Source organism: Endozoicomonas numazuensis, assembly GCF_000722635.1.
GTDB lineage: Bacteria > Pseudomonadota > Gammaproteobacteria > Pseudomonadales > Endozoicomonadaceae > Endozoicomonas_A > Endozoicomonas_A numazuensis.
Genome location: NZ_JOKH01000001.1, coordinates 1,528,176 through 1,548,242 on the forward strand (window position 1 = coordinate 1,528,176; position 20,067 = coordinate 1,548,242).

Annotated in this window: 16 protein-coding genes; 6 read left to right on the forward strand and 10 right to left on the reverse strand. The window is 47.0% G+C overall.

Going from position 1 to position 20,067, the window contains the following annotated elements; all coding sequences use genetic code 11:
- Positions 1 to 162 precede the first annotated feature (162 nt).
- Positions 163 to 993: an SDR family NAD(P)-dependent oxidoreductase gene (locus GZ78_RS06735; RefSeq protein WP_034833677.1), complete on the forward strand. Its 831-nt coding sequence runs from the start codon at positions 163 to 165 to the stop codon at positions 991 to 993.
- Between the two features lie 36 nt (positions 994 to 1,029).
- Here GZ78_RS06735 and GZ78_RS06740 read toward each other — a convergent pair whose 3' ends face one another.
- The 8 genes from GZ78_RS06740 to GZ78_RS06775 all read right to left on the reverse strand — a co-directional run bounded on the left by GZ78_RS06740 (position 1,030) and on the right by GZ78_RS06775 (position 10,635).
- On the reverse strand, positions 1,030 to 2,040 hold the full coding sequence (locus tag GZ78_RS06740; protein WP_034833678.1) for a peptidase associated/transthyretin-like domain-containing protein: 1,011 nt from the start codon (positions 2,038 to 2,040) through the stop codon (positions 1,030 to 1,032).
- Between the two features lie 371 nt (positions 2,041 to 2,411).
- Positions 2,412 to 2,621: a YgdI/YgdR family lipoprotein gene (locus GZ78_RS06745; RefSeq protein ID WP_051785892.1), complete on the reverse strand. Its 210-nt coding sequence runs from the start codon at positions 2,619 to 2,621 to the stop codon at positions 2,412 to 2,414.
- Positions 2,622 to 2,795: 174 nt separating this feature from the next.
- Positions 2,796 to 4,454 carry an arylsulfatase B gene (locus tag GZ78_RS06750; protein ID WP_152558580.1) on the reverse strand — a complete coding sequence of 553 codons (1,659 nt, stop codon included), beginning with the start codon at positions 4,452 to 4,454 and terminating at the stop codon, positions 2,796 to 2,798.
- Between the two features lie 498 nt (positions 4,455 to 4,952).
- Positions 4,953 to 6,560: a GMC family oxidoreductase gene (locus GZ78_RS06755; RefSeq protein ID WP_034833680.1), complete on the reverse strand. Its 1,608-nt coding sequence runs from the start codon at positions 6,558 to 6,560 to the stop codon at positions 4,953 to 4,955.
- Between the two features lie 240 nt (positions 6,561 to 6,800).
- Positions 6,801 to 7,868, reverse strand: a complete 1,068-nt coding sequence (locus tag GZ78_RS06760) for a Rieske 2Fe-2S domain-containing protein (protein ID WP_034833681.1) — start codon at positions 7,866 to 7,868, stop codon at positions 6,801 to 6,803.
- Positions 7,869 to 8,126: 258 nt separating this feature from the next.
- Positions 8,127 to 9,257, reverse strand: a complete 1,131-nt coding sequence (locus tag GZ78_RS06765; RefSeq protein WP_034833683.1) for a helix-turn-helix transcriptional regulator — start codon at positions 9,255 to 9,257, stop codon at positions 8,127 to 8,129.
- Positions 9,258 to 9,535: 278 nt separating this feature from the next.
- Positions 9,536 to 10,015, reverse strand: coding sequence for a GNAT family N-acetyltransferase (locus tag GZ78_RS06770; protein WP_034833684.1), 480 nt, complete (start codon positions 10,013 to 10,015; stop codon positions 9,536 to 9,538).
- Entirely contained in the window at positions 10,015 to 10,635 is a 621-nt protein-coding gene (locus tag GZ78_RS06775; RefSeq protein ID WP_034833686.1) for a TetR/AcrR family transcriptional regulator, read from the reverse strand. The genes GZ78_RS06770 and GZ78_RS06775 overlap by 1 nt, the downstream gene beginning before the upstream one ends.
- 286 nt (positions 10,636 to 10,921) lie before the next feature.
- Here GZ78_RS06775 and GZ78_RS06780 point away from each other — a divergent pair, with 286 nt between their 5' ends.
- On the forward strand, positions 10,922 to 12,346 hold the full coding sequence (locus tag GZ78_RS06780) for an alkyl sulfatase dimerization domain-containing protein (protein ID WP_034833687.1): 1,425 nt from the start codon (positions 10,922 to 10,924) through the stop codon (positions 12,344 to 12,346).
- 260 nt (positions 12,347 to 12,606) lie between these two features.
- Here the strand turns inward: GZ78_RS06780 and GZ78_RS06785 are convergent, their stop codons facing one another.
- A complete protein-coding gene (locus GZ78_RS06785; protein ID WP_152558581.1) occupies positions 12,607 to 13,236 on the reverse strand; it encodes a hypothetical protein in 630 nt (209 codons plus the stop codon).
- A 441-nt stretch (positions 13,237 to 13,677) separates the two neighbouring features.
- Between GZ78_RS06785 and GZ78_RS06790 the strand changes: the two genes are divergently transcribed.
- Genes GZ78_RS06790 through GZ78_RS06800 form a run of 3 tightly spaced genes read left to right on the forward strand, consistent with a single transcriptional unit; the run spans position 13,678 to position 17,087 of the window.
- Positions 13,678 to 14,454, forward strand: coding sequence for an SDR family NAD(P)-dependent oxidoreductase (locus GZ78_RS06790; protein ID WP_034833691.1), 777 nt, complete (start codon positions 13,678 to 13,680; stop codon positions 14,452 to 14,454).
- Positions 14,455 to 14,461: 7 nt separating this feature from the next.
- On the forward strand, positions 14,462 to 16,240 hold the full coding sequence (locus tag GZ78_RS06795) for an FAD-binding protein (RefSeq protein ID WP_201772661.1): 1,779 nt from the start codon (positions 14,462 to 14,464) through the stop codon (positions 16,238 to 16,240).
- The gene (locus GZ78_RS06800; RefSeq protein ID WP_034833695.1) at positions 16,224 to 17,087 is read left to right on the forward strand and encodes an SDR family NAD(P)-dependent oxidoreductase; all 864 of its coding nucleotides are present in this window, start codon (positions 16,224 to 16,226) and stop codon (positions 17,085 to 17,087) included. Before GZ78_RS06795 ends, GZ78_RS06800 begins: the two co-directional genes overlap by 17 nt.
- 143 nt (positions 17,088 to 17,230) lie before the next feature.
- Here the strand turns inward: GZ78_RS06800 and GZ78_RS06805 are convergent, their stop codons facing one another.
- Complete coding sequence (locus tag GZ78_RS06805) at positions 17,231 to 18,436, reverse strand: carbohydrate porin (RefSeq protein ID WP_034833696.1); 1,206 nt, start codon at positions 18,434 to 18,436, stop codon at positions 17,231 to 17,233.
- Positions 18,437 to 18,703: 267 nt separating this feature from the next.
- On the opposite strand from GZ78_RS06805, the gene GZ78_RS06810 reads away from it, so the two are divergent.
- A complete protein-coding gene (locus GZ78_RS06810; protein WP_161787323.1) occupies positions 18,704 to 20,020 on the forward strand; it encodes a YjiH family protein in 1,317 nt (438 codons plus the stop codon).
- The last annotated feature ends 47 nt before the right edge of the window (positions 20,021 to 20,067 follow it).

Consider the following 20,067-nt stretch of genomic DNA (forward strand, 5'->3'; position numbering starts at 1 on the left):
CCTGTAAACCTCTTTCTAGGATACTATGAGAGCCTTGACTTTCGCCTGGCTCCCATGCGCTAGAGTGGAAACGAGTTGAACTGAAATCTGTTAACTCCCAACTGTAAACTTCAAACTGTAAACTTCAAACTGTCGACTTCAATAAGAATAAGAGTGGTGACCATGAAAGACTTTAAAGACAAGGTGGCAGTGATCACCGGTGGTGGCGGCGGTATTGGCAGAGCCATGGCCTTGCAGCTGGCCAGTGAAGGTTGCAATCTGGCACTGGCTGATATCAGCGAAGAGGGTCTTCTGGAGTCTGTTAAACAGCTAGAGTCGTACAATGTCAAAGTCAGTCATCACGTGGTTGACGTGACCAGTCGTGAAAGAATGGAAGCTTTTCCTGCTGAGGTATTAGCGATTCATGGCAAGGTCAATATTCTCGCCAATAATGCCGGTATTACCCTGCAGAAAACCTTTGAAGGTCACTCTATTGAAGATTGGGAATTTGCCCTGGGCATTAATCTGTGGGGGGTTATCTATGGCAGCAAGGTCTTCCTGCCAGCACTGAAAGAGTCCGCAAAAGCAGGTCGTGGTAACGCTCATATTATTAATATGTCCAGTCTTGCTGCCTTTATGGGAATGCCCAACACGGCTTCCTACAGTGCGACCAAAGCTGCTGTACGTACCATCAGTGAAACCCTATGGGCAGAGCTTCATGGGGATAATGTCGGTGTAACCAGTGTTCATCCGGGTGCAATCAAAACCAATATCATGAGAGCGCACCTTGAAAGTTCGACCAATCTCAAGGTGGCTACTGAAACCGCTAATAAGGTAGAAAAGTTTGCTATGCCTCCCCAAAAGTGTGTAGCCAAAATTCTGAATGCTGTGAAGAAAGACAAGCAGCGTGTTGTGATCGGTGTCGATGCCAAAATCGTCGAGATTTTGAAACGCTTCCTGCCTTCTGCCATTCACAAACCGTTTGCCAAGCAGTTTGCCAAAGATAAGGGATAACCTGAAAAGGTTAGAGTCCCCTGTTTTTGAACGGCATTATTGAGCCGTAGGTCCGTTGGGTGGGGAAAGATTGATCAGCTTGTAGTAATGCTCAGGCGCATGTTTTTCCCACCAGTCCTTTCTGCATTGAAAGACTGCCTTGCTGAATCGAACAGCAGGTTTGTGGGCAGCAACCAGGTATTTCTGTGTGTTGTTGCTGGGAATATTGGAAACAAATACACCACCATCATGGGTCGTTCGAATATCAGTGCAGGTTGGGTTGGTGTGAAATATGGGAAATGTTCCGTAATAGCACTGATGGAATGTATCTTCAGAGCCGAGAAAACGTATGTTTTCCTTTTTAACCGGCCAGTAATTGATCAGAAGCTGTGCTCCTGCCTCCCCCTGTTCATTGTCATAGAGCGTTTTTCCTTTGCCAGCTACGGTGACAATCATCTGACAATGATCATCTTTTATGGTTGGAGCAAATTCCGGAAGGTGTCGGGTCCAGGTGATCAATTCTATTTTTGAATAGGATATAGCCTGATAGGTAAAGTAGTTTTTCTTATCCCTCCCATTGGAAGGCTTGACTGTAATCGTAGCCGTCTGAGATGGGTGATAGCTGGGGTGTCTGAACATCAGGGTCAGTGGTTGTTCTTGCGGGTAGTAAAATGAAAACTCGCCTTTTTCATCTGTTATGGCGACCGTCTCGCCTATTTCAAGGGCAATAACTTCTACGTCAGCTAGTTGCCCGTATTGGCCATGCGCCTGGGCAAATCCGGTTACTACAGTGTTTAAATTATTAGGGTCTGGTGGGTTTGTCGGTGAAGGTTTCGACGAATCGGCTTCATGCGCCTGGTTTGGCCCCGTCGCTATGGCTACAGAATTATGGATATCTAATAAATTTTCAGGTGTGGGTATTGATGGATCAGTGTCTAATAAAAGTTCGGATGTTTTGTAGAGCTTTGCTGTATCCGATTCTGTAAATTCCCCATAAGATTGTAATGAAGTCAAACATATCGAAGAAAAGAGAGCTGATATAAGATAGAGAGTAAATGGTTTCTTCATAGGGAGCCTTTTCAATATTTTGAGTGTTTTGCTTTTCTTTTTTATATTCCAGAGAGGCGCAACCTATGCTTCTTCGCTCATGGCTGTTTGTGATTCATTGCCAGCCAGTTCTCCTGATTGTTAGGAAATAATGTCGTCCTCTAAGGGAGAATTACGCCGAATATAAAAGTAGTGTCTTTTTAATAAAGCGCAAATTGAGGTTTAGTAAAATAGTTGAGAGGTGGTTGAAAAAGAGAGGGCTTGTAAGGTGAGCAGTCGTAGCCAGTCATCACTAGTTTGTGAGGTTTGATGGGTATTCTTTTTCTTGCAAGATGAGAGCGAACCTTCCCTACATTTCTAAATAGGCTCTATATGGCAGCTCTCACTTCTAATCACTTCTCGTTAATTTCCAGAACCTCGGAGCCATTCACGCTGGCATCAGAGCCTTCCGGCGTTTCATACTCATAAAAGCCATCATCATTCATTTCGGGAGCGTCTTGAGTGGCGATAGTGCGGCCATCTTTCATAGTGATGATATGAGGCGAAGCACAGCCCGTGAGCAGTACAGTGGCAGCAATGGCTGCAAGATATAAAGGTTTCATTCGACACTCCTGTAGATGGAATTTATGAACCTTGACTGTAACTCAGTTACCGGTTCTTTTAATAGCCGAAAGCTTTATTCTTTTGACTTCTTAATAGAAAAAGACCGCCTCCATTACAACACAAAATGGAGGCGTTCTTTTTCAAGTCAGATCAGTGATTGACTGGAGTATTGATCACTCATACTTCAGGACACCAACGCCTGCTTTTTTGTATTTCAGGTCCTGGAAGAACAGAGCGCCAGGGTTGTCTACTTCATTCAGGAAGCCGTAGATGTTGTCAATACTTCCACTCTCGACAACAGCGTCTTCCTGCAGGTTGGAACTACGCAGTTTCATTTCAACAGCCCAGTCTGCAGGTGCTCTCCAGCCCGCCTGAGGTACAGTTTTAGAGATGCCGCCAGCCCATGGGCGACGCTGGCGCCATTCGGTCAGCTCTTCCTGCATTTCTTGTTGCAGCTGAGGACGGGTGCCCCACAGGTCAACAGACTCAGAAGGATCGTCGATGATGTTGAACAGTTCGCTGGTGATTTCTTGCTCTTCGAAAGTTGTGCGAACGGTCTGTACCATCTTCATTCCGTCTGGACGGATAACCGCGAAGTGGTGCTTGTCACCGACTACGTCGTTTGATCCGTAGATCAGGGATTCTTCTCGTGGCTTGGTCTTGCCCTTCTTGATCTCTTTCCACAAGTCTTCACCAGCGAATTCTTTGGTGTTCAGTGGCTCAACGCCTGTTGCAGTTGCAAAGGTCGGGAAGATATCCATAGCAGACATGAACTGGTCGTTAACACCTGGCTTCAGCTTTTTCGGGTAGGTGATGATGGCTGGAACGCGAATACCACCGTCATAACCAAGACCTTTCTTGCCTTTCAATGGGAAGTTGCTGGCACCGCCGCTTCCAGTCATGCCCCCGTTGTCACTGAAGAACATGATAATGGTGTTTTCTTTTTCACCCTGAGCTTCCAGTTCTTCTATGATTTCACCAATAGCGGTATCCATAGCGGTAACCATTGCAGCATAGGTAGCACGGTTATCGTCTTCCCATGGAGTACCGTTCTCATCAGTTTCAGTGATCAGTTCTTCAGGTGCCTGCAGAGGTGAGTGAGGCGCCTTGAATGGAACATACAGGAAGAATGGGTTTTTCTTGTTGTTGTTCTTGTTGGTTCTTTCGTTCTTCAGCCACTCAACCGCTTCGTGACTTAAAACGAACGGACCGTAGTTTGGCAGATCCGGGTTGAACTCAGGTCTGTCTTTGAAGTATTCGTGAGCGGTTTCGCCGTTACGCTGCAGGTCGGGAGCGCGCTGAACAGTGTGCTTGAAGTAGTCACCGTTGGTGTTTAGGTGACCAAAGAAGTAGTCAAAACCACGGGCGTTTGGAGCCTGGCGGTCGTAAGTATGACCCAGGTGCCACTTACCAATCATCGCGGTGTCATAGCCAGCCGCCTGGAAGGACTGAGGCATGAAATGCTCAGATAGAGGTACAGAGGTTTGTTCCCATGGGTAGATGGTTGAGTATTGGATACCCATGTCAATGGTGTTGCGGCCAGTGAACATTTCTGCACGGGTCGGGGTACATTTAGGGCTGGTGTAGAAGCGGGTCATTTCAACACCTTCCTCAGCCAGCTTGTCCAGATTTGGAGTGCTGATGACAGTCGGTGCATTTTCTGCCTGTTGGAACTTCTTGGCATTAAAGCCCAGGTCATAAGAACCGAGATCGTCCGCTACGATCACGACTACGTTGGGTTGTTTGGCCTGCGCTTCTTCAGAAACTACAGCCATGGAGGCTGATAATGCTGAGAGCATCATCACTGGAGCTATGGCTTTCTTAATGTTCATAATTGTTCTTTTTTTGCTTGAAATATTGTTCTTATGGGTCTTGGTATTCACCTTGACGAGATCTATAGTAAGTCAGGTGATTTAACTTATGGAGTGTGCGAAAATACTTAAATTAATATGGAATTGTCGTATATTATTTTTAAGGCATCTGTGTTAATCGGTTGTTTGATGTGCCTGTATTAACTGAAGTTGTGAAGAGAGTGGGTAAATAGTTAACCTTGGGTAAAAGAGTTACATAGAGTTTTATCGTCGTATAATTATTCAAGAAATAGACGGTTAATTGATAGTGTGGGAAGTACTGATACAGCTAAGCGCTAAACCCCGTGCTGTCGGCACTGAGTTTGCCGAAGTGCATGACTGGCATCCCAGGGAAAGCTTAGGATGAACGGAGCATGTATGATTATTAACGCTTGGCTGCAGTAGAGGGGGAAGTTGGAGATAGCCTTTTATATCCGAGTCTTAAAAGGCTATCTCTAATTCAGGGTGAGGTGCGATATGTCAGCTGGCCAGTATCCACTCAGCACCACGTTCTGCAATCATAATGGTTGCTGCGTTGGTGTTGGCAGAGGGAAGGAGGGGCATGATTGAGGCGTCAATAACGCGGAGTTTATCAATGCCGTGAACTTTCAAACGACTATCAACCACTGCTTCTTCGTCGCGACCCATTTTACAGGTACCAATGGGGTGGTAAGCCGTTTTTGCGTCTCTCATGACGTAATCCAGAATCTCTTCGTCACTGACGACTTTCTTGCCAGGCAGGGTTTCCTTTTCAAGAAGAGGGGCAAGAGGGGATTGCGAGTAAATCTTTCTCTGCCATTTTACACACTCGATGGATTTCTTTCGGTCATGCTCTGTGGAAAGGTAGTTGGCCAGAATGGTCGGCGCCTCTTTTGGGTCACTGCTTTTAATATGGCTATAACCTCTGCTCTCCGGCCTCATGACGTTAGCTGTAGAGGTGATCGATGGAACTTTTGCAGGCAGTAAGCGTCCGGTGTCTGTGACTTCTCCGCCGGCGGGAGCAAAGTGCAGCTGTATGTCAGGGCGGGACTCGTTCTGATCGCTTTTTATAAAGCCCAGAATAGGTGCAACACCATTAGCCAGGAAACCGCGTCGTTTGACCAGGTACTTGACGGTTTCCATGATCAGGCGGTGGGGTTTCAGGGCGTCATTGGCACTGCCCACCCCGTTGAGTTCATGAACCACCTGCATCTGAATGTGGTCTTGCAGGTTCTCGCCCACTCCCTTCAGCTCATGCTTTTGTTGGATGCCGGCTTTTTCAAGAATGTCCTTTCGCCCGATTCCGGAAAGTTCCAGGATTTTTGGGCTATTGTTGACGCCTGCGGCCAGTAGAATTTCCTTGGCGGCTTTAATCGTGTGTTGCTTGCCTTTATGTTTGAAAGTCACGCCAGTGGCTGCGCCACTTTCAATGTCAATTTTTTCGACCAGAGCGTCTGTAATAACGGTCAGATTATTACGTGTTTTTAATTCATTTTTTACAAAGGCTCTGTAAGTGCTGGCTCTGCGGCCATTATTAATCGTGTTCTGAGTAAAGGAGATTCCTTCCTGAACAGCGGTATTGTAATCGTCGTTAAAGGGTAGGCCGGCCTGGTTGGCAGCCTGAACATAAAGGTTGGTGAGAGGATGCCGGTCTCTGTAGTCTGAATCAGAAACGGCCATTTCACCTTTGTCACCATGATAGTCGTTGCCGCCTCGCTCAAACTGCTCACTTTTCTTGAAGTAAGGCAGCACTTCCTGACCAGTCCAGCCTTCATTGCCAAGGGCAGCCCAATCATCAAAATCTTCCAGTTGACCACGGACGTATACCATGCCGTTTATGGAGCTGCTGCCACCGACAACACGGCCTCTGGGCCAATCAATAACCCGATTGTGCATGAAGGGCTCAGGTTCGGTCTGATAGCCCCAGTTAACACTGGGGGTAGCAATCAACTGACTGAAACCCATGGGTAGATGAATCAACGGGTTGCGATCACCGCCGCCTGCTTCCAGCAGCAGCACTTGATGCTTTCCAGAGGCAGAAAGTCTGTTGGCCAGTACGCATCCGGCTGAGCCGGCACCGATGATGATGTAGTCAGTGGCTTCAATCATGGAGGATCCCTTTTATAGTTTGTGAGCCATCACTGGCTCTTTATTGGGGAACTGTCTATCGTGAAAGTTATTTTGCTTTATGATTTCTCGTATTCAAGGGGGCAAAATACTTTTCTTCGCTCTGAGTTGTTTAGTAAGAAATTGATTAAATATAAGTCGATCGACTTACCTTCGTTCAGTTTCTAAAAAGGGATGCTTTGCATCCCTTCATTCTTAATTGACAGTTACAGTCGTTTTGTATCAGGCTGGTTCTGCTTCCAGCTTTTCTTCAGAACCTTGTTCTATATACTCAAAATACTGGCGATCTTTCACTTCTTCTTTTACGTCAGCAATGTCTGTATAGAACTGGTCATACCACTTTCTCAGCTGGTAAACAGGGCCATCGCCGTCGCAAAGGATCGGGTTGTCGACACGGACTTTGGTGTCCCAGATGGCAACATCTTCAAAGAAAGCTTCCTGAGCCAGCTGAATATAGCCCTGGGCAATTTCACGGTTTTGCTCGTCACTCAAGCCTGGAACTTTCTGTACCAGTACACCGTAACGAAGCTGGAAGCTGTCATGATCAATAGGAATGTGGCAGTTCAGCAGAATGGAGTGAATGGGCATACCGTCCATTTCTCCGGTCATTTCTGTGATCTGGTAAGCTGGGCCATAGTATGTGGCCACTGTCTTAAGGTCACTTTCACCGGACAGTCGAGGACTGTTACCGATCATGGTTTGTTCTGCAACGTGACCTTCAAAACGGTTTGAGAAGAACTTGTTAGGTGCGTCGTGTACCGGGCCAAAGTGCGCTTTGTCGGCAATGTTGTCTATCAGCTCTCGGCAATTGGTTTTGATGGTCAGGTTGGCCACTTCCCAGTCAGCCCAGTCATCACTGAAGCAGGCTTCTACTCTTGGAATAGCTTGCTCTTCGAGAGGAAGGTTATTTTCAGGGTCGTTCCAGATAAAGAGCAGATTGTTCTGTTCACTGATGGGCCAGGATTTGATTTGAGCTTTACGTGGAATGCGTTTGGCATACGGAATATCGTCGCACTTGCCATCAGCATCCCAGCGCCAGTCGTGGAATGGGCAGCGAATGGAGTTGCCTTCGATGCAGCCTTTACTTAGATCAGCACCCATGTGTGGGCAGTAACCATCCAGAATATGGATTTGCTTGTCTTCACCCTGGTAGGCCACCAGTTTGGTACCGAAAATATCTAGAGTGTGAGCCTTTCCGTCCTTATAGTCTTCTGCCAGGCCGAGGCAGTGCCAACCCCTGGCGTAGCGATCTTCAATTTCTTTGGCTTCAATTCTGTGCAGCTGGCTCATCGTTATTATTCTCCCGCTGGGCTATCTAGGTGCTTGTCGCAGAAAACTCAAGTGCGACGGGCTCCTAGCCTGATTGGAATTTTTAAAATGCTTTTTCTGCATTGTAGGTAGAGGGGGGGGTAGAACATCGTCTGTCCGGACGATTGAGAGAAAGGCGGTTGACTTAGATCAATTTTTTAAAGGGGTCGGTGACCAGAAAATGGAAGGTGTTCACCCGGTTAAACAAAGATATTCAACCGGGTGTCTTCGCAAAGTTCATTATCCCAGAGTCGCCACACTCTTTAAAATCAGTCTTACCAGCATGGTCTGGCGGGTAACACCGGTTTTGGAAAAGATAGAGCGCAGATGGGCTCTTGCCGTATTACGACTGATGCACAGTTGCTCAGAAGTCTCATCAAGTGTTAAACCATTAGCCAGCAACATAGCCAGTTGGGCTTCAGCAGGTGTCAGATCAAACAGCGCCTTGACGATTTCCTGAGGTGCCTGAGATTGTCTGTCAGGGTCGCTGACAAAAATAACCACCGACGGACACTGCTTTCCTTCAGCCCACTGATTGGTGGGGACAGAGCGAACTACAATGCCCAGATCACTCTTCCCGGAAGGTCTCTGAATTCTCAGGGCTTCTACCACCGATGGTGTGTTTTTCTGCTGGGCAGAAAGAGCCTGTTTGATCAGTTCACGAAGCTTGCGTGTGTCACGACTGGTGCCTACTTGCAGAGAATGTCCGGTAAGCTTCAGGCCATCGTTTTCCTGAATAAGGTCCTGGGCCACATGATTGGTCTGAATGACTTTTCCTTCTTCATCCAGAATAATGGTGCCGACAGCAAGCTGGTCAACGGCACCCGCGTATAAATCACGCTCAGTTTCTACACGATTGATTTGATGGTTAATATCAATAGCGTGTTGCAGGTGTGGAACAAAAAGACTCACCACCTCTTTATCTTTCTGGGTAAAGGGGGCGCTTTCGCAGCTGCGGCTGATCCGCAGGCTGTATTTTGCCCCATCGCGGGTATTAATGTCTGTCCCCAGAATATGGTGAACATTCATTGGGGCCAGAAACTGCTGGACGTAGTCCGAGTTTTTACGTTCACTTTCAGGGATGAACTCATCCAGTGTCACAACACTGCTGCTGGGCAGGTCGACAAAAGGGTCCATAGCAAAAAAGTGCTTGTTATAGGAAGCAACTACTTCATCGCCAGTGTGCCCTGTACTCAGAATCAGGCCGTCAGATTCATTGGAAGGGGGGCGAATAATAAAGGTTACAAAATTGGCATCCATTTTTTCCTGCAAGCTGTGCAGAAAGGATTTCCAGGGAACCTTTTGTTGAAGCCCCTCATATAAAGCGCCTGTAAGGCGGCTAAATTCTTCTACGCTGATAATCTCGCTCATAGATCTGTTCTTTTTCTTTTGCCCTGAGAATTGCGAGCTTCTTTACGCAATGGGCGATTCAGGCTCATGGCGATTTGGGCGCTGGTTAGCAATACTCAAGGTTGTTGGTATACATCAGATGCAATGGTACTGATGGGATTATCCCTGCTGCCGTTTCGGTAACCCGTATACTCCCTTCGGTCACCACAGTTCTGGCAGCAGGATACTTCGTTAGAGAGGTGTCAAGCAAGTGCTTTATCGTCTTTTTGGACGATGTTGTAGTTCTTAGGAGATCAGTGTTATGTTAGCTGGCTTTCAAAAATCCAATTCAAATGTTTTTCGCTTTCGAGTTCAAAATATCGGCTTCCAATGCATTTCAGTCCCTGCTTCTTATAGAAGCTTAAAGCCTGCTTATTACCTTCATAACAGCTGAGCCACAGACCTTCAGGGGCTTGTTGTTTCACAGCTTCCAAAAGTGTTTTGCCAAGGCCTTTTCCCTGAAATTCGGGCAGAAGATAGAATGTTATGAGTTCACACTTTTTGCCTGTTTCTGGTTGTTCCATCACAGAATAGCCACATAAATGCTCACCAGATTCTACGACCAGTACCTGATTTTTTTTGATCCTTTCTTGCATGTGCTCATTGGAAAATTCATTAGCGAGAAAATTCAGGAAGCTGTCACGAATGCCTTCTTTTGCGTAAGTGGTGACCCAAACGGTGTAACCAATGGCAGCGAGTTTTCCTGAGTCATCCAAATGAGCATTGCGTATGTTGAACATCAGACATCCTTGATGATGGGTGGAAGCAGAGTAGCCTCCAGAAATGTTCTTAGTCGTTTTTCATTGTCGAGATAGGGGTCAGGATACGCCATCAATGACAGCAGGATTCTGCATATAAATTCGACGGCTAAGTCCAGATTCATTCCTTCACGAATATTACCTTTCTCTTCTTCTCTGTTGAATGCTTCTTCGATCATTGACCGTGTCATAAATCGGAAGTTGTCTGGAGAGAGGTTGGTGCGACCCATAGAAGAAGGTGTTTCTTCACTGAACAATAACTTGAACATGGTCCGGTGTTTTCTGCCGCGCATATTGAACAGTGCGCCGTCAATCAATACGTCAGCAAGATTTTCGTGATAGCGCAATGCTACTTTTCTCTCTTCCAGTCTCTCTTGTGCATCACGCTTGAGTACCTGGTTGAACAGGTCTTCGCGATTTTTAGCGTATCGATAAAATGTGGTGCGACTGACACTGGCTTCACGAGCCACTTCATCAATATTGGTTTTGTCTATGCCGTTTCGTTCGTAGCATCGCATGGCGGCATCCAGTATCAGGTTTAGTGTGCGGCTGGCTTTGGCGCTGTTGTTATTTGATGCTTGGCTAAGAGGATCGCTACTCATGGTCGCTACTCATGTTCAATGTCTCATTAGAGTCTTCAGGTTCCCGGGAATTTTATGGGATTGTCGTTGGATGTAAAAGAATTCCTTATAAAATGAAACATATATTGAAAAGTGTAAACTTATTTGTCATAGTTCAAGTCAAATTATCCATGCTGTTCTGTTGTCAGGTGTGGGGCCTTAATAAGGCAAGCTACCGTGTGCTTAAATTTCTCCGTTTTATCAGAGGGAGTTCGCGGTAAGAATAAAAATAAAACAGCCATGAGCGAAAAAATACGGAACCTAACCTATGTCCATTCCCTCCAGTTTGAAACAGATTTCTGTCGTACGTTCTATTGGCTCAAGGCTGCTTGGCTCAAGGCTGCTTGGCTCATGGCTGCTTGGCTTGAGCCTAAGTGTCGCTGCCAGTGCTTCCACCGGTACGGATGTGAATCTGAACACCAAAGATGTCCGCGCAGGAGGTACTCCGGTAGGTGACCTTATTCGTGTACCTATTGAACGTGTAGCCATTACTGAAAATGTATTTTATGTATCGGGTCTTGCCAACGTATACCTGGTCAATACGCCAGAAGGGGCCGTTGTTATTGATACCGGTTTTGCCCATCAGGCGCCTAAGCAAATGGCGTTATTAAAAGAAGTGCTGAAAGGGCCAGTTAAATACATCTTTCTGCCTCAGGGTCAGCAAGACGACGTAGGTGGTATTTCCCTGATCAGGGACGAAGACACTCAAATCATCATGACCCGTTCATCGGCGGAGTACATGGTGCACAGAAAGAGAGCCAGTCAGTTCCTGCTGCCAAGGTATGCTGAGCTTTATAGCTGGACTAAAGAGTTAATGAAAAAGTCCCAGCAGCAGGCCAAGAAAAAAGATCCATTCCCTTATAAGCCCATCACCCCGGATGTCATGGTAGAAGACCATGAAGGTTACAAGTTTGAACTGGGTGGGGTGAAGTTTGAGGTGCTGGCTTTGCCGGGTGCGGAAGGCATTAACTCTGCAGGTTTGTGGATGCCGGAAGAGAAAATCCTGTTTGCCGGTGGCGGTTCTGTAGGACCGGAAATTCCTATGTGGCCCAACCTGGGAACCGTGCGCTCTGACCGTAACCGTATTCTGGAAGAGTACATTGATACCCTCAATACCATGATCAAACTGGAGCCGGAAATTCTGTTGCCAGGTCAGGATGAACCTATTACTGATAAAAAAGAGATCATGAGTAACCTGACTCTGCTCAGAGATGCTGCAACTTATGTTTATGACGAAATCTGGGCGGGCTTGAGCCAGGGTAAAGATGTTTATGAGTTGATGCGTGATATTCAGCTGCCTGAAGAATATTCCAGCCTGAGTCAGCAGCATGGTCGTGTTGAGTGGACGGTTCGTGAAACCGTCAATCAGGCAGGGGCTTGGTTCCAGTATAAGTACACCAGTGAGTTGTACCCATACAGACCTACAGTCGTTTACCAGGATTTGGTTGAACTGGCCGGTGGCGTTGATAACGTTATCAGTATGGCGCAGAAGAAACTGAAAGAAGGTGACCCTATCAAGGCTATACACCTGGTAGAAGTGGCACTTGAGGCGGAGCCAGACAATAAGAAAGTGAACGAAACACATGTTCAGGTGCTTCAGGTCTTGCTGAAAAGAGCCGCAGAAACGCATAAAACCTTCAGTGAAATTGCCTGGTTGCAATCCCAGATTGGCAAGGCAAAAGCCAAGCTTTAACTGCTTTGAAGGAAGGTCAGGTTCTCTGGCCTTCCTCATTCAGGCTCTTTATACCCATCGCCTTTCAAGATGCTACGTTGTTGCCAGCGTTCGCTCACCCTGATCACCTACTACTTGTAGGCTCACAGGGCTTCGCTCACTTGTCGCCTGGTAGCATCTTGAAATCCAATGGGTATAGTCACCTGCTACCCAGCTCTGTAAAGAGCTGTATTTCCGGCATGGGCGACTGAGTGTATTTGACCACTCCATGCTGGGCTGGGTTAATAGATGAGTGCAGCCCCAGTCAGAAAGGCAATTTCCAATGCGACGATAGTGTAAATCATCATTAGCTCCTGATAGACACCGGGGTCATCGACAGTAGGGAAGCGGATTTTTTTGTTGTTTCTGGATACAGCGCTTTTGTAGCTAACGGGGTCCTTTCCCTGTGGTATGGGTAAAGTGAGGCGATTACTTGCACAGTGTGCGCTAAAGCCAGTAATCAATAGTTTCTGATCGTCAACTCGTAGAGGCTTGGGTTCATTCAAGTTATCGTTTTGACAGGTGGATGAGCTCTGCTCATATTCGGCACTCAAATCAAAGTTCAGGCAGGCCAGATGTCTGTCTTTAAACCAGTGTACCGACGGCTTGATATTTTGCGGAGCTACCTTTACAAACGTATGTTTTTTAAGTTCACTGCCACTGATCTGAATGTTCCCGGTCATAGGCGTGTTGTTTTGATCGAGATAAAAAAGCCCGGACCGATCGGGCTCATCAATGTAACCCAATCCTGTGGGATTGACGCAGCTAAAAACCTTGATTCTTGGGTAGTGAGTTTGGGCGTGATATTGGGCAAATGTTCTTTTGATCAGAATATCATTAATCTCAGCCCTGCATCCCTCGGGTACGGTCAAGCTATTTGTATGTGGATGAATATAGCCATTGCATAAATGTGGGTTGGTGAATATTTCACCGCTTTCGAATTCACTGACCAGACTGACTATTGCGAATTGTGAATAAATATTTTCAATTGGAGTGAACGCTAAATCGCTATGGGCATAGTGGATGAATAGGCAAAGAAAGCAGAAATTAAAGCCTTTTGAGCATACGCTGAAGTTTGTCCGGGAGTCGGGCATTGAATACCTCAGATCTAAACCAATGAGAAATAGCCATTTACCTTAGTACAGTCGGGTGGGCCCGGTATGAAAAGTTCTAACCCTGATCGACCGGGCTCTTGGCGTTAGTCCCTTCGGACGATGATAGATTGAGTGTCAGGCGAAAAAATTCAGGTACTCAATCTATTTATAGGAACACTATAAATAGATCCTTTTGCTTCTCTCTGGCAGAGACACTTCATGAATAATAACAACAAAGAATTTCCCGATGGTGTGGCGCTGGTAGTAGGTGGTAGTGGCGGAGTCGGCAGTGCCGTCTGCAAGCGTCTTTGTGAAATGGGAGCCAAAGTAGCTCTGACCTATCATAAAAACCAGACCCGCGCTCAGGAAGTCGTATCAGAAGTGGAATCTGCTGGAGGCATTGCAGAAGCCTTTCAGCTGGATATGGCAGATCTGGATGGCATTGCTACTTTATTCGAGCAACTGTCCCGACAATATGGTCAGGTCCACACTCTGATCATGGCCACCGGTTATGATATTCCTCAGGATTACATCGTCAACATCAAGCCTCAACTCTGGCAGGAAGTGATCCAGAGTGATGTTAATGGCTTTTATAATGTTGCCCATACTGCCATTCCCTATCTCAGAAAAAGTCATGGCTCAATAGTGCATATCAGTTCGGCAGGATTGAGCCGTTATCCGGCTCGCGACGTTTTATCTGTAGCACCTAAGGCCTCCATAGAAGCATTGATCAAAGGCATTGCCAAAGAAGAAGGGCCTTATGGCATCAGAGCTAACAGCGTGGCCATTGGTGTGATTGAGACCGGCATCTTCTTGCGTTTAAGGGAAGAAGGTGTCTTTGATGATCAGTGGTGCGATCTGGTGAAAGAAGGGTTGTGTGTACAACGTTTTGGTAAACCGGAAGAGGTGGCGGATGCAGCAAGTTTTCTGGCCTCATCCAGAGCAAAATATATTACCGGACAGATGATTTCGGTTGATGGCGGCTATCACGTATAAGGAATGAATGATGAGTAACAATAATAACAACTGGGATCATGAATTTGACGTGATAGTGGTAGGCTCAGGTGCTGGTGCACTGACCACTTCTATTAAGGCGCATGACCTTGGATTAAAAGTGCTGGTCGTGGAAAAGTCAGAGCTTTACGGAGGCACTTCTGCCATTTCCGGCGGTGGTATCTGGATACCCAATAACCACCAGATCAGCCAGATGGGCCAGAAAGATGCGGATGAAGCGGGTGTTGAATACATCAAGAATGTTATTCAGTACCCGGTAGAAGATGGTCGTATAGAAGCTTATGTGGGCAATGCCCGTAAGATGGTCAAATACCTTGAAGACAACAGTCATGTAAAATTTGAAGCTCAGGCAGAATATACCGACTACTATCCAGAGCTGGAATATGGCATGCCGGGCTACCGCTCCATGGACCCGATTCCTTTTGATGCCCGCAAACTGGGTAATGAGTTCGATCTTCAGAGGCCTCCAGGTAAAGGGACTCTGATGATGGGGCGAATGACCATGAGTGTTAAAGAAGCCCGACAAATGTTAACCCGTTCACCGGGCTGGATGTGGACCAATATGAAAGTCATGTTCCGCTATTACTCCGATTTTGGTGGTCGGCTCAAAGGGCCAAAAGACAGACATCTGACACTGGGTGGCGCTTTGATCGGTTCTCTCAGGCGTTCCATGATGGATCGAGATATCCCTTTGTGGCTTAGCTCTCCCATGGAAAAGCTGGTGACTGAGAATGGTCGTGTAACCGGTGTGACCATTCGCAGGAATGGGAAAATTGAAACCATTCAAGCCAGAAAAGGTGTGGTGCTGGGTGCGGGTGGATTTGAGCAGAATCAGGCCATGCGTGAAAAGTACCATCCACAGCCTTCAAACAGCGCCTGGAGTGCGACCCCTGTTGGAAACAACACTGGAGATGCCATCAGGGCAGGTCTTGAGATAGGGGCTCAGACGGCTCTGATGGATCATAGCTGGTGGGCTCCTACTACAACACCCACCGGTGAGCCTCAGGCCAGAGCGCTTTTTGTTGAAAGAGCCTTACCTGGTTGCATCATGGTGAACAGTGCGGGCAAGCGCTTTGTCAATGAAGCGGCCCCATACAGTGATATTGGCTATGCCATGTACGAAACCCATAAGGGAGATGTTACTGGCGTGCCCTGCTGGTTTGTTTTTGATGCAACATTCCGTAATAAATACCCTTGTGGTGCTGTTTTGCCTGGCTACGCTCAACCTGACGCAGCTTTGCCAAAACGTTTAAAAGATTATTTTGTTAAGGCAGATACTCTTGAAGCTCTGGCTGAAAAGACCGGTATGGATAAAACCGGCCTGGTGAATACCGTTGCTGATTTCAATGTCCATGCAAAGGATGGTAGCGATCCGGAGTTCCACAAAGGTGAGTCATTGTTTGACCGCTTTTACGGAGATCCTGGTTGCAAGCCCAATCCTTGTGTCGCTCCGGTTGAGAAAGGGCCTTTCTATGCTTTGAAAGTCAATGCCGGCGATATCGGTACCAAGGGTGGTTTGTATACAGACGTTAATGCTCGTGTATTGAATGAAACCGGTGATGCGATAGAAGGCTTGTATGCCATCGGAAATACCTCTTCATCGGTAATGGCTCATACTTATCCGGGAGCAGGTTCCACTCTGGGGCCAGCTATGACGTTCGGTTATCTGGCTGCTGAGCATTTGAGTCAGTATGAACCTGAAGTCTCTGCAGAAATACCCGTCGAGAATGATAAATCACAGGAAGTAGCTGATGCCGTTGAAGCATGATCGAGTGGTCCTGGTTACCGGGGCCAGTAGAGGGGTAGGCAAGGGTATTGCCCTGGCTCTGGGAAAAACCGGGGCTACGGTCTATGTCACCGGAAGAAGCACCCGGGAGGGAGACAATCCCCTCCCGGGGACTATCTATGCGACCGCTGCTGAAGTTTCTGAGCTGGGTGGCAAAGGGATAGCCATAGAGTGTGATCACAGTGATGACACCCAGGTCAGACAATTGTTTGAACGTATTCAGCGGGAAAGCAATCGTCTGGATATTCTGGTGAACAATGCCACCGCCATTCCTTCCGGGTTAACAGAGCCAGGCCCTTTCTGGGAAAAGAGTCTGGATATGCTGGACATTATGGAAGTGGGAACACGCTCCAGCTATGTGGCCAGCTTTTATGCGGGCAAAATTATGGCGGATCAGAAAGAAGGATTGATCGTTAATATCTCTTCTTTTGGTGCTCGCTGCTACATGCATGGTCCAGCGTATGGAGGAGGAAAGGCGGCTCTGGATAAGTTTTCTTCCGATATGGCAGTTGATTTCAGGCCTTTCAATGTGGCCTGCGTTTCTCTCTGGATGGGTTTGGTCAAAACAGAGAGAACACAGCAGGTATTTGAATCTGAGCCTGAGAAATACGCTGACATGGCGGCGACAGCTGAGACTCCGGAATTCGGTGGCAGGCTGATTGATGCCCTGGCCAGTAGCGAAAGTCTTATGGATCGTTCTGGTAAAGTCTGGGTAGCCGCTGAACTGGCTGAAGAGTTGGGGGTCACTGATGTCGATGGTCAGCAGCCACCTTCTCACCGTGCTTTTTTAGGCGGACCAGCAGAAACGAATCCTGCCATTATTGAATAGTATCTTCTGGTGTTTTTAGAAGAGGGAGTGATTCTCCCTCTTTCTAAAAGTCATGTGATGAATACTGACTTGATACAATGAGTGTACAAACCTATCCTCGACAGACTCCCAGTGGGGCTCCGACTTTCATAAATCTTTAATGGCTAGAAGTAGTAGTTGATCTGAGCTCTGACGGCACCTGTTTTTTCTTTATTGTCCTTGTAACCATAGGCGTTATCCGTTTCAGAATAGGACGCGCCCAGAGACAGGGTGGCATTATCAAAGTCCATGATGGGAAGGGTGTAGGCTGTGTAGAGCATATAAGAGCTGGTGTCTTCCAGGTTTTCTTTATCAAAGTCATTTTTCACCAGCGATAAACCCAGGCCAAACTGTTTGTATTCAAAGTTGACATTGAAGTGATAGACCTTCCAGATGTCTTTTAATTTTTGATAGGCACCGCTCAATCTCAAAGGTAAGTCTTCACGAATCATGAATTCAGTTCGGATTGCTCCACCGACTCTTTCAGAGAGATCGTATTCTGCCAGCTCCTTACGTGTCGCTTCATCCTCTCCCCTGACCACCATTATGTGAACTTTGTCTCTGCTGGCATCAAATTCGACACCGGCACTGATGTTAAAGAAACCACTGTCTGATGTGTATTTTACGGCAGGTCGTATCACAAAACTGTTGTCGTCTGATTGGAATTCACCCTGCAGATTGTGGGCTTTCAGGTAATCATTGGAGCCAGCCAGCATGTCAGCCGCATCACCGTAGGCTGTGGACACTTCAACGTCCCAGTTGCTGGTTTCTCCGGCCAGTCTTGCCTGGCCCATTTTATCCCGTCGGCCTCTGCCTTCGTGGCCCTTATAGTAGTAGACACCTTGCCCCAATGTATCGGCACCGGCAGCTATATAGGCAACGGTATCCTTACCCATTGAGAAGAGTTCCATCGCTTCATAGCGGCCAATCTGGAATTCCCATAGCTTTTCCTGACCCAGAGCCAAGTATGAGTCATCGACGGAAAAAGTACCGTCTGTACGGATTAAGGGTTGAGCCTTGGCAGTAATATAGTCTCTCTCATCCCGGCGGGTGAACCACTGTACATCCAGTAAAAAACGAGAGTCGTCGGCTATTTTTCCACCATCATTCACACCGGTATCTTTAGGGTGGATTTTGGCCTTTTTGATATCAACATAGTCTGTGTTGATTTCGATATCTCCACCTAGCGTCAGGCTTCCATCCTCTGAAGTCCAGTCTCCATATACGGCAGCAGTAGCCAGAAGCGCAGCACTGGCTGTCAGAACTTTTTTCATGACCATTAAATCTTTAAAGGGAAGGGGCAAAACATAAGAAAACGTAGTTGCTTTCATGTGTTTTCGCCAGTTAATCCCCGGTCAGAGAGATGCTGCATCGAGCAAGGGATTCAAATTCAGTCGCTTAATAAATGCAGCATAAGGCTAACGGCAACTCCGAGTCTTTCGTGGGGGAGCTGATAAGTATTTCCATCAGTTCAACTCATCATAAGAAGTCGTTATTATCGCGCGCCTAAATAATTACTCTTTATTTTGAATAAATATTGGAATTGATATTCAATGTCTGACGCTGCGCTAGCACATTCCGGATCTCGGAACACCCTGATGTTTCTGATCCCATCTCTTCTGGGTCTACTTTTCTTTATTGTCCCGGTGTTTATTGATGGTGCAATGACTTTCCCGCTGGCGCTGATGGCTAAGGGATTCAAAGTTGTACTTGGAGATAATATTCTGCCTCTGGTCAGTGCTGTGCTTTGTTTTTCTGCAGCCATGTCCCTGATAGGTACTGCGGTTAAACCCAAGTTTATTGAAAACTCCCCTGTATTGAACAGTTTGTTTAACATTTCTCCCACCTGGTTGCTGATTCGAGTATTGGGTGCGGCTTTTGCCGTGATGGCTCAGAACAAGCTGGGGGCTGAAATAGTCTGGAATGCCAATACGGGTGGTTTGGTTTTTAATGATTTACTGCCTTCGCTTCTGGTTACCTTCTTCCTGGCTGGCTTACTGCTACCCCTGCTTCTCAGTTTTGGTCTTCTTGAATTGCTGGGCACACTACTAAGTAAAATTATGCGTCCGGTGTTTCGTCTGCCAGGGCGTGCAGCTATTGACTGTCTCTCTTCCTGGTTGGGTGACGGCACTGTGGGTGTGATGCTCACCAGTAATCAGTATGAGGATAAACAATACACCGAGCGTGAAGCGACAGTGGTTGCGACCATGTTTTCCATTGTCGGCATCTCCTTCTCTCTTGTGGTTTTGACTCAGGTGGGTTTGCAGGACAAATTTGTGCCGTTCTATCTGGCCATCTGTTTATCAGGTGCTATTGCGGCAATCGTTCTTCAACGAATCCCTCCCCTGAGCAGGAAAAAAGATCTGTTTATTGATGGAACGGCTCGCGAAAAAGACGATGAACTGATTCCAGAAGGTCATACAGCGCTGAGTTATGGTTATGAACTGGCTTTGGCGCGTGCGGCTCAAGTGACCAGTTTGACGGATGTGGCTAAACAAGGCCTGAAAAATGCCCTTGATATGGTCTTTGGTGTTCTGCCAGCCGTCATGGCAATTGGTACTGTGGGATTGGTCGTCGCTGAAACAACGCCTCTATTCAGTATTCTGGGGGCGCCATTTGTTCCTCTGTTGGAGCTGATGCAATTGCCTGAAGCTGCACAAGCCTCAGAAGCTCTGCTGGTTGGCTTTGCCGATATGTATGTGCCTTCTATTCTGGCAACATCCATCAACAGTGAAATGACTCGCTTTGTGATTGCAGCCCTGTCAGTAACACAGTTGATTTTTATGTCCGAAACCGGTGCGGTTATTCTCAGCAGCAAACTGCCTCTTAATCTTTTTGAGCTGGTTGTGATCTTTGTACTTAGAACTCTGGTGACCTTACCTGTCATTGTTCTGGTAGCAAATCTGGTGTTTTAATTTCTCGTTAATTGAACAAGCCCCGGCCTGCGTCAGGGCTTATTTTT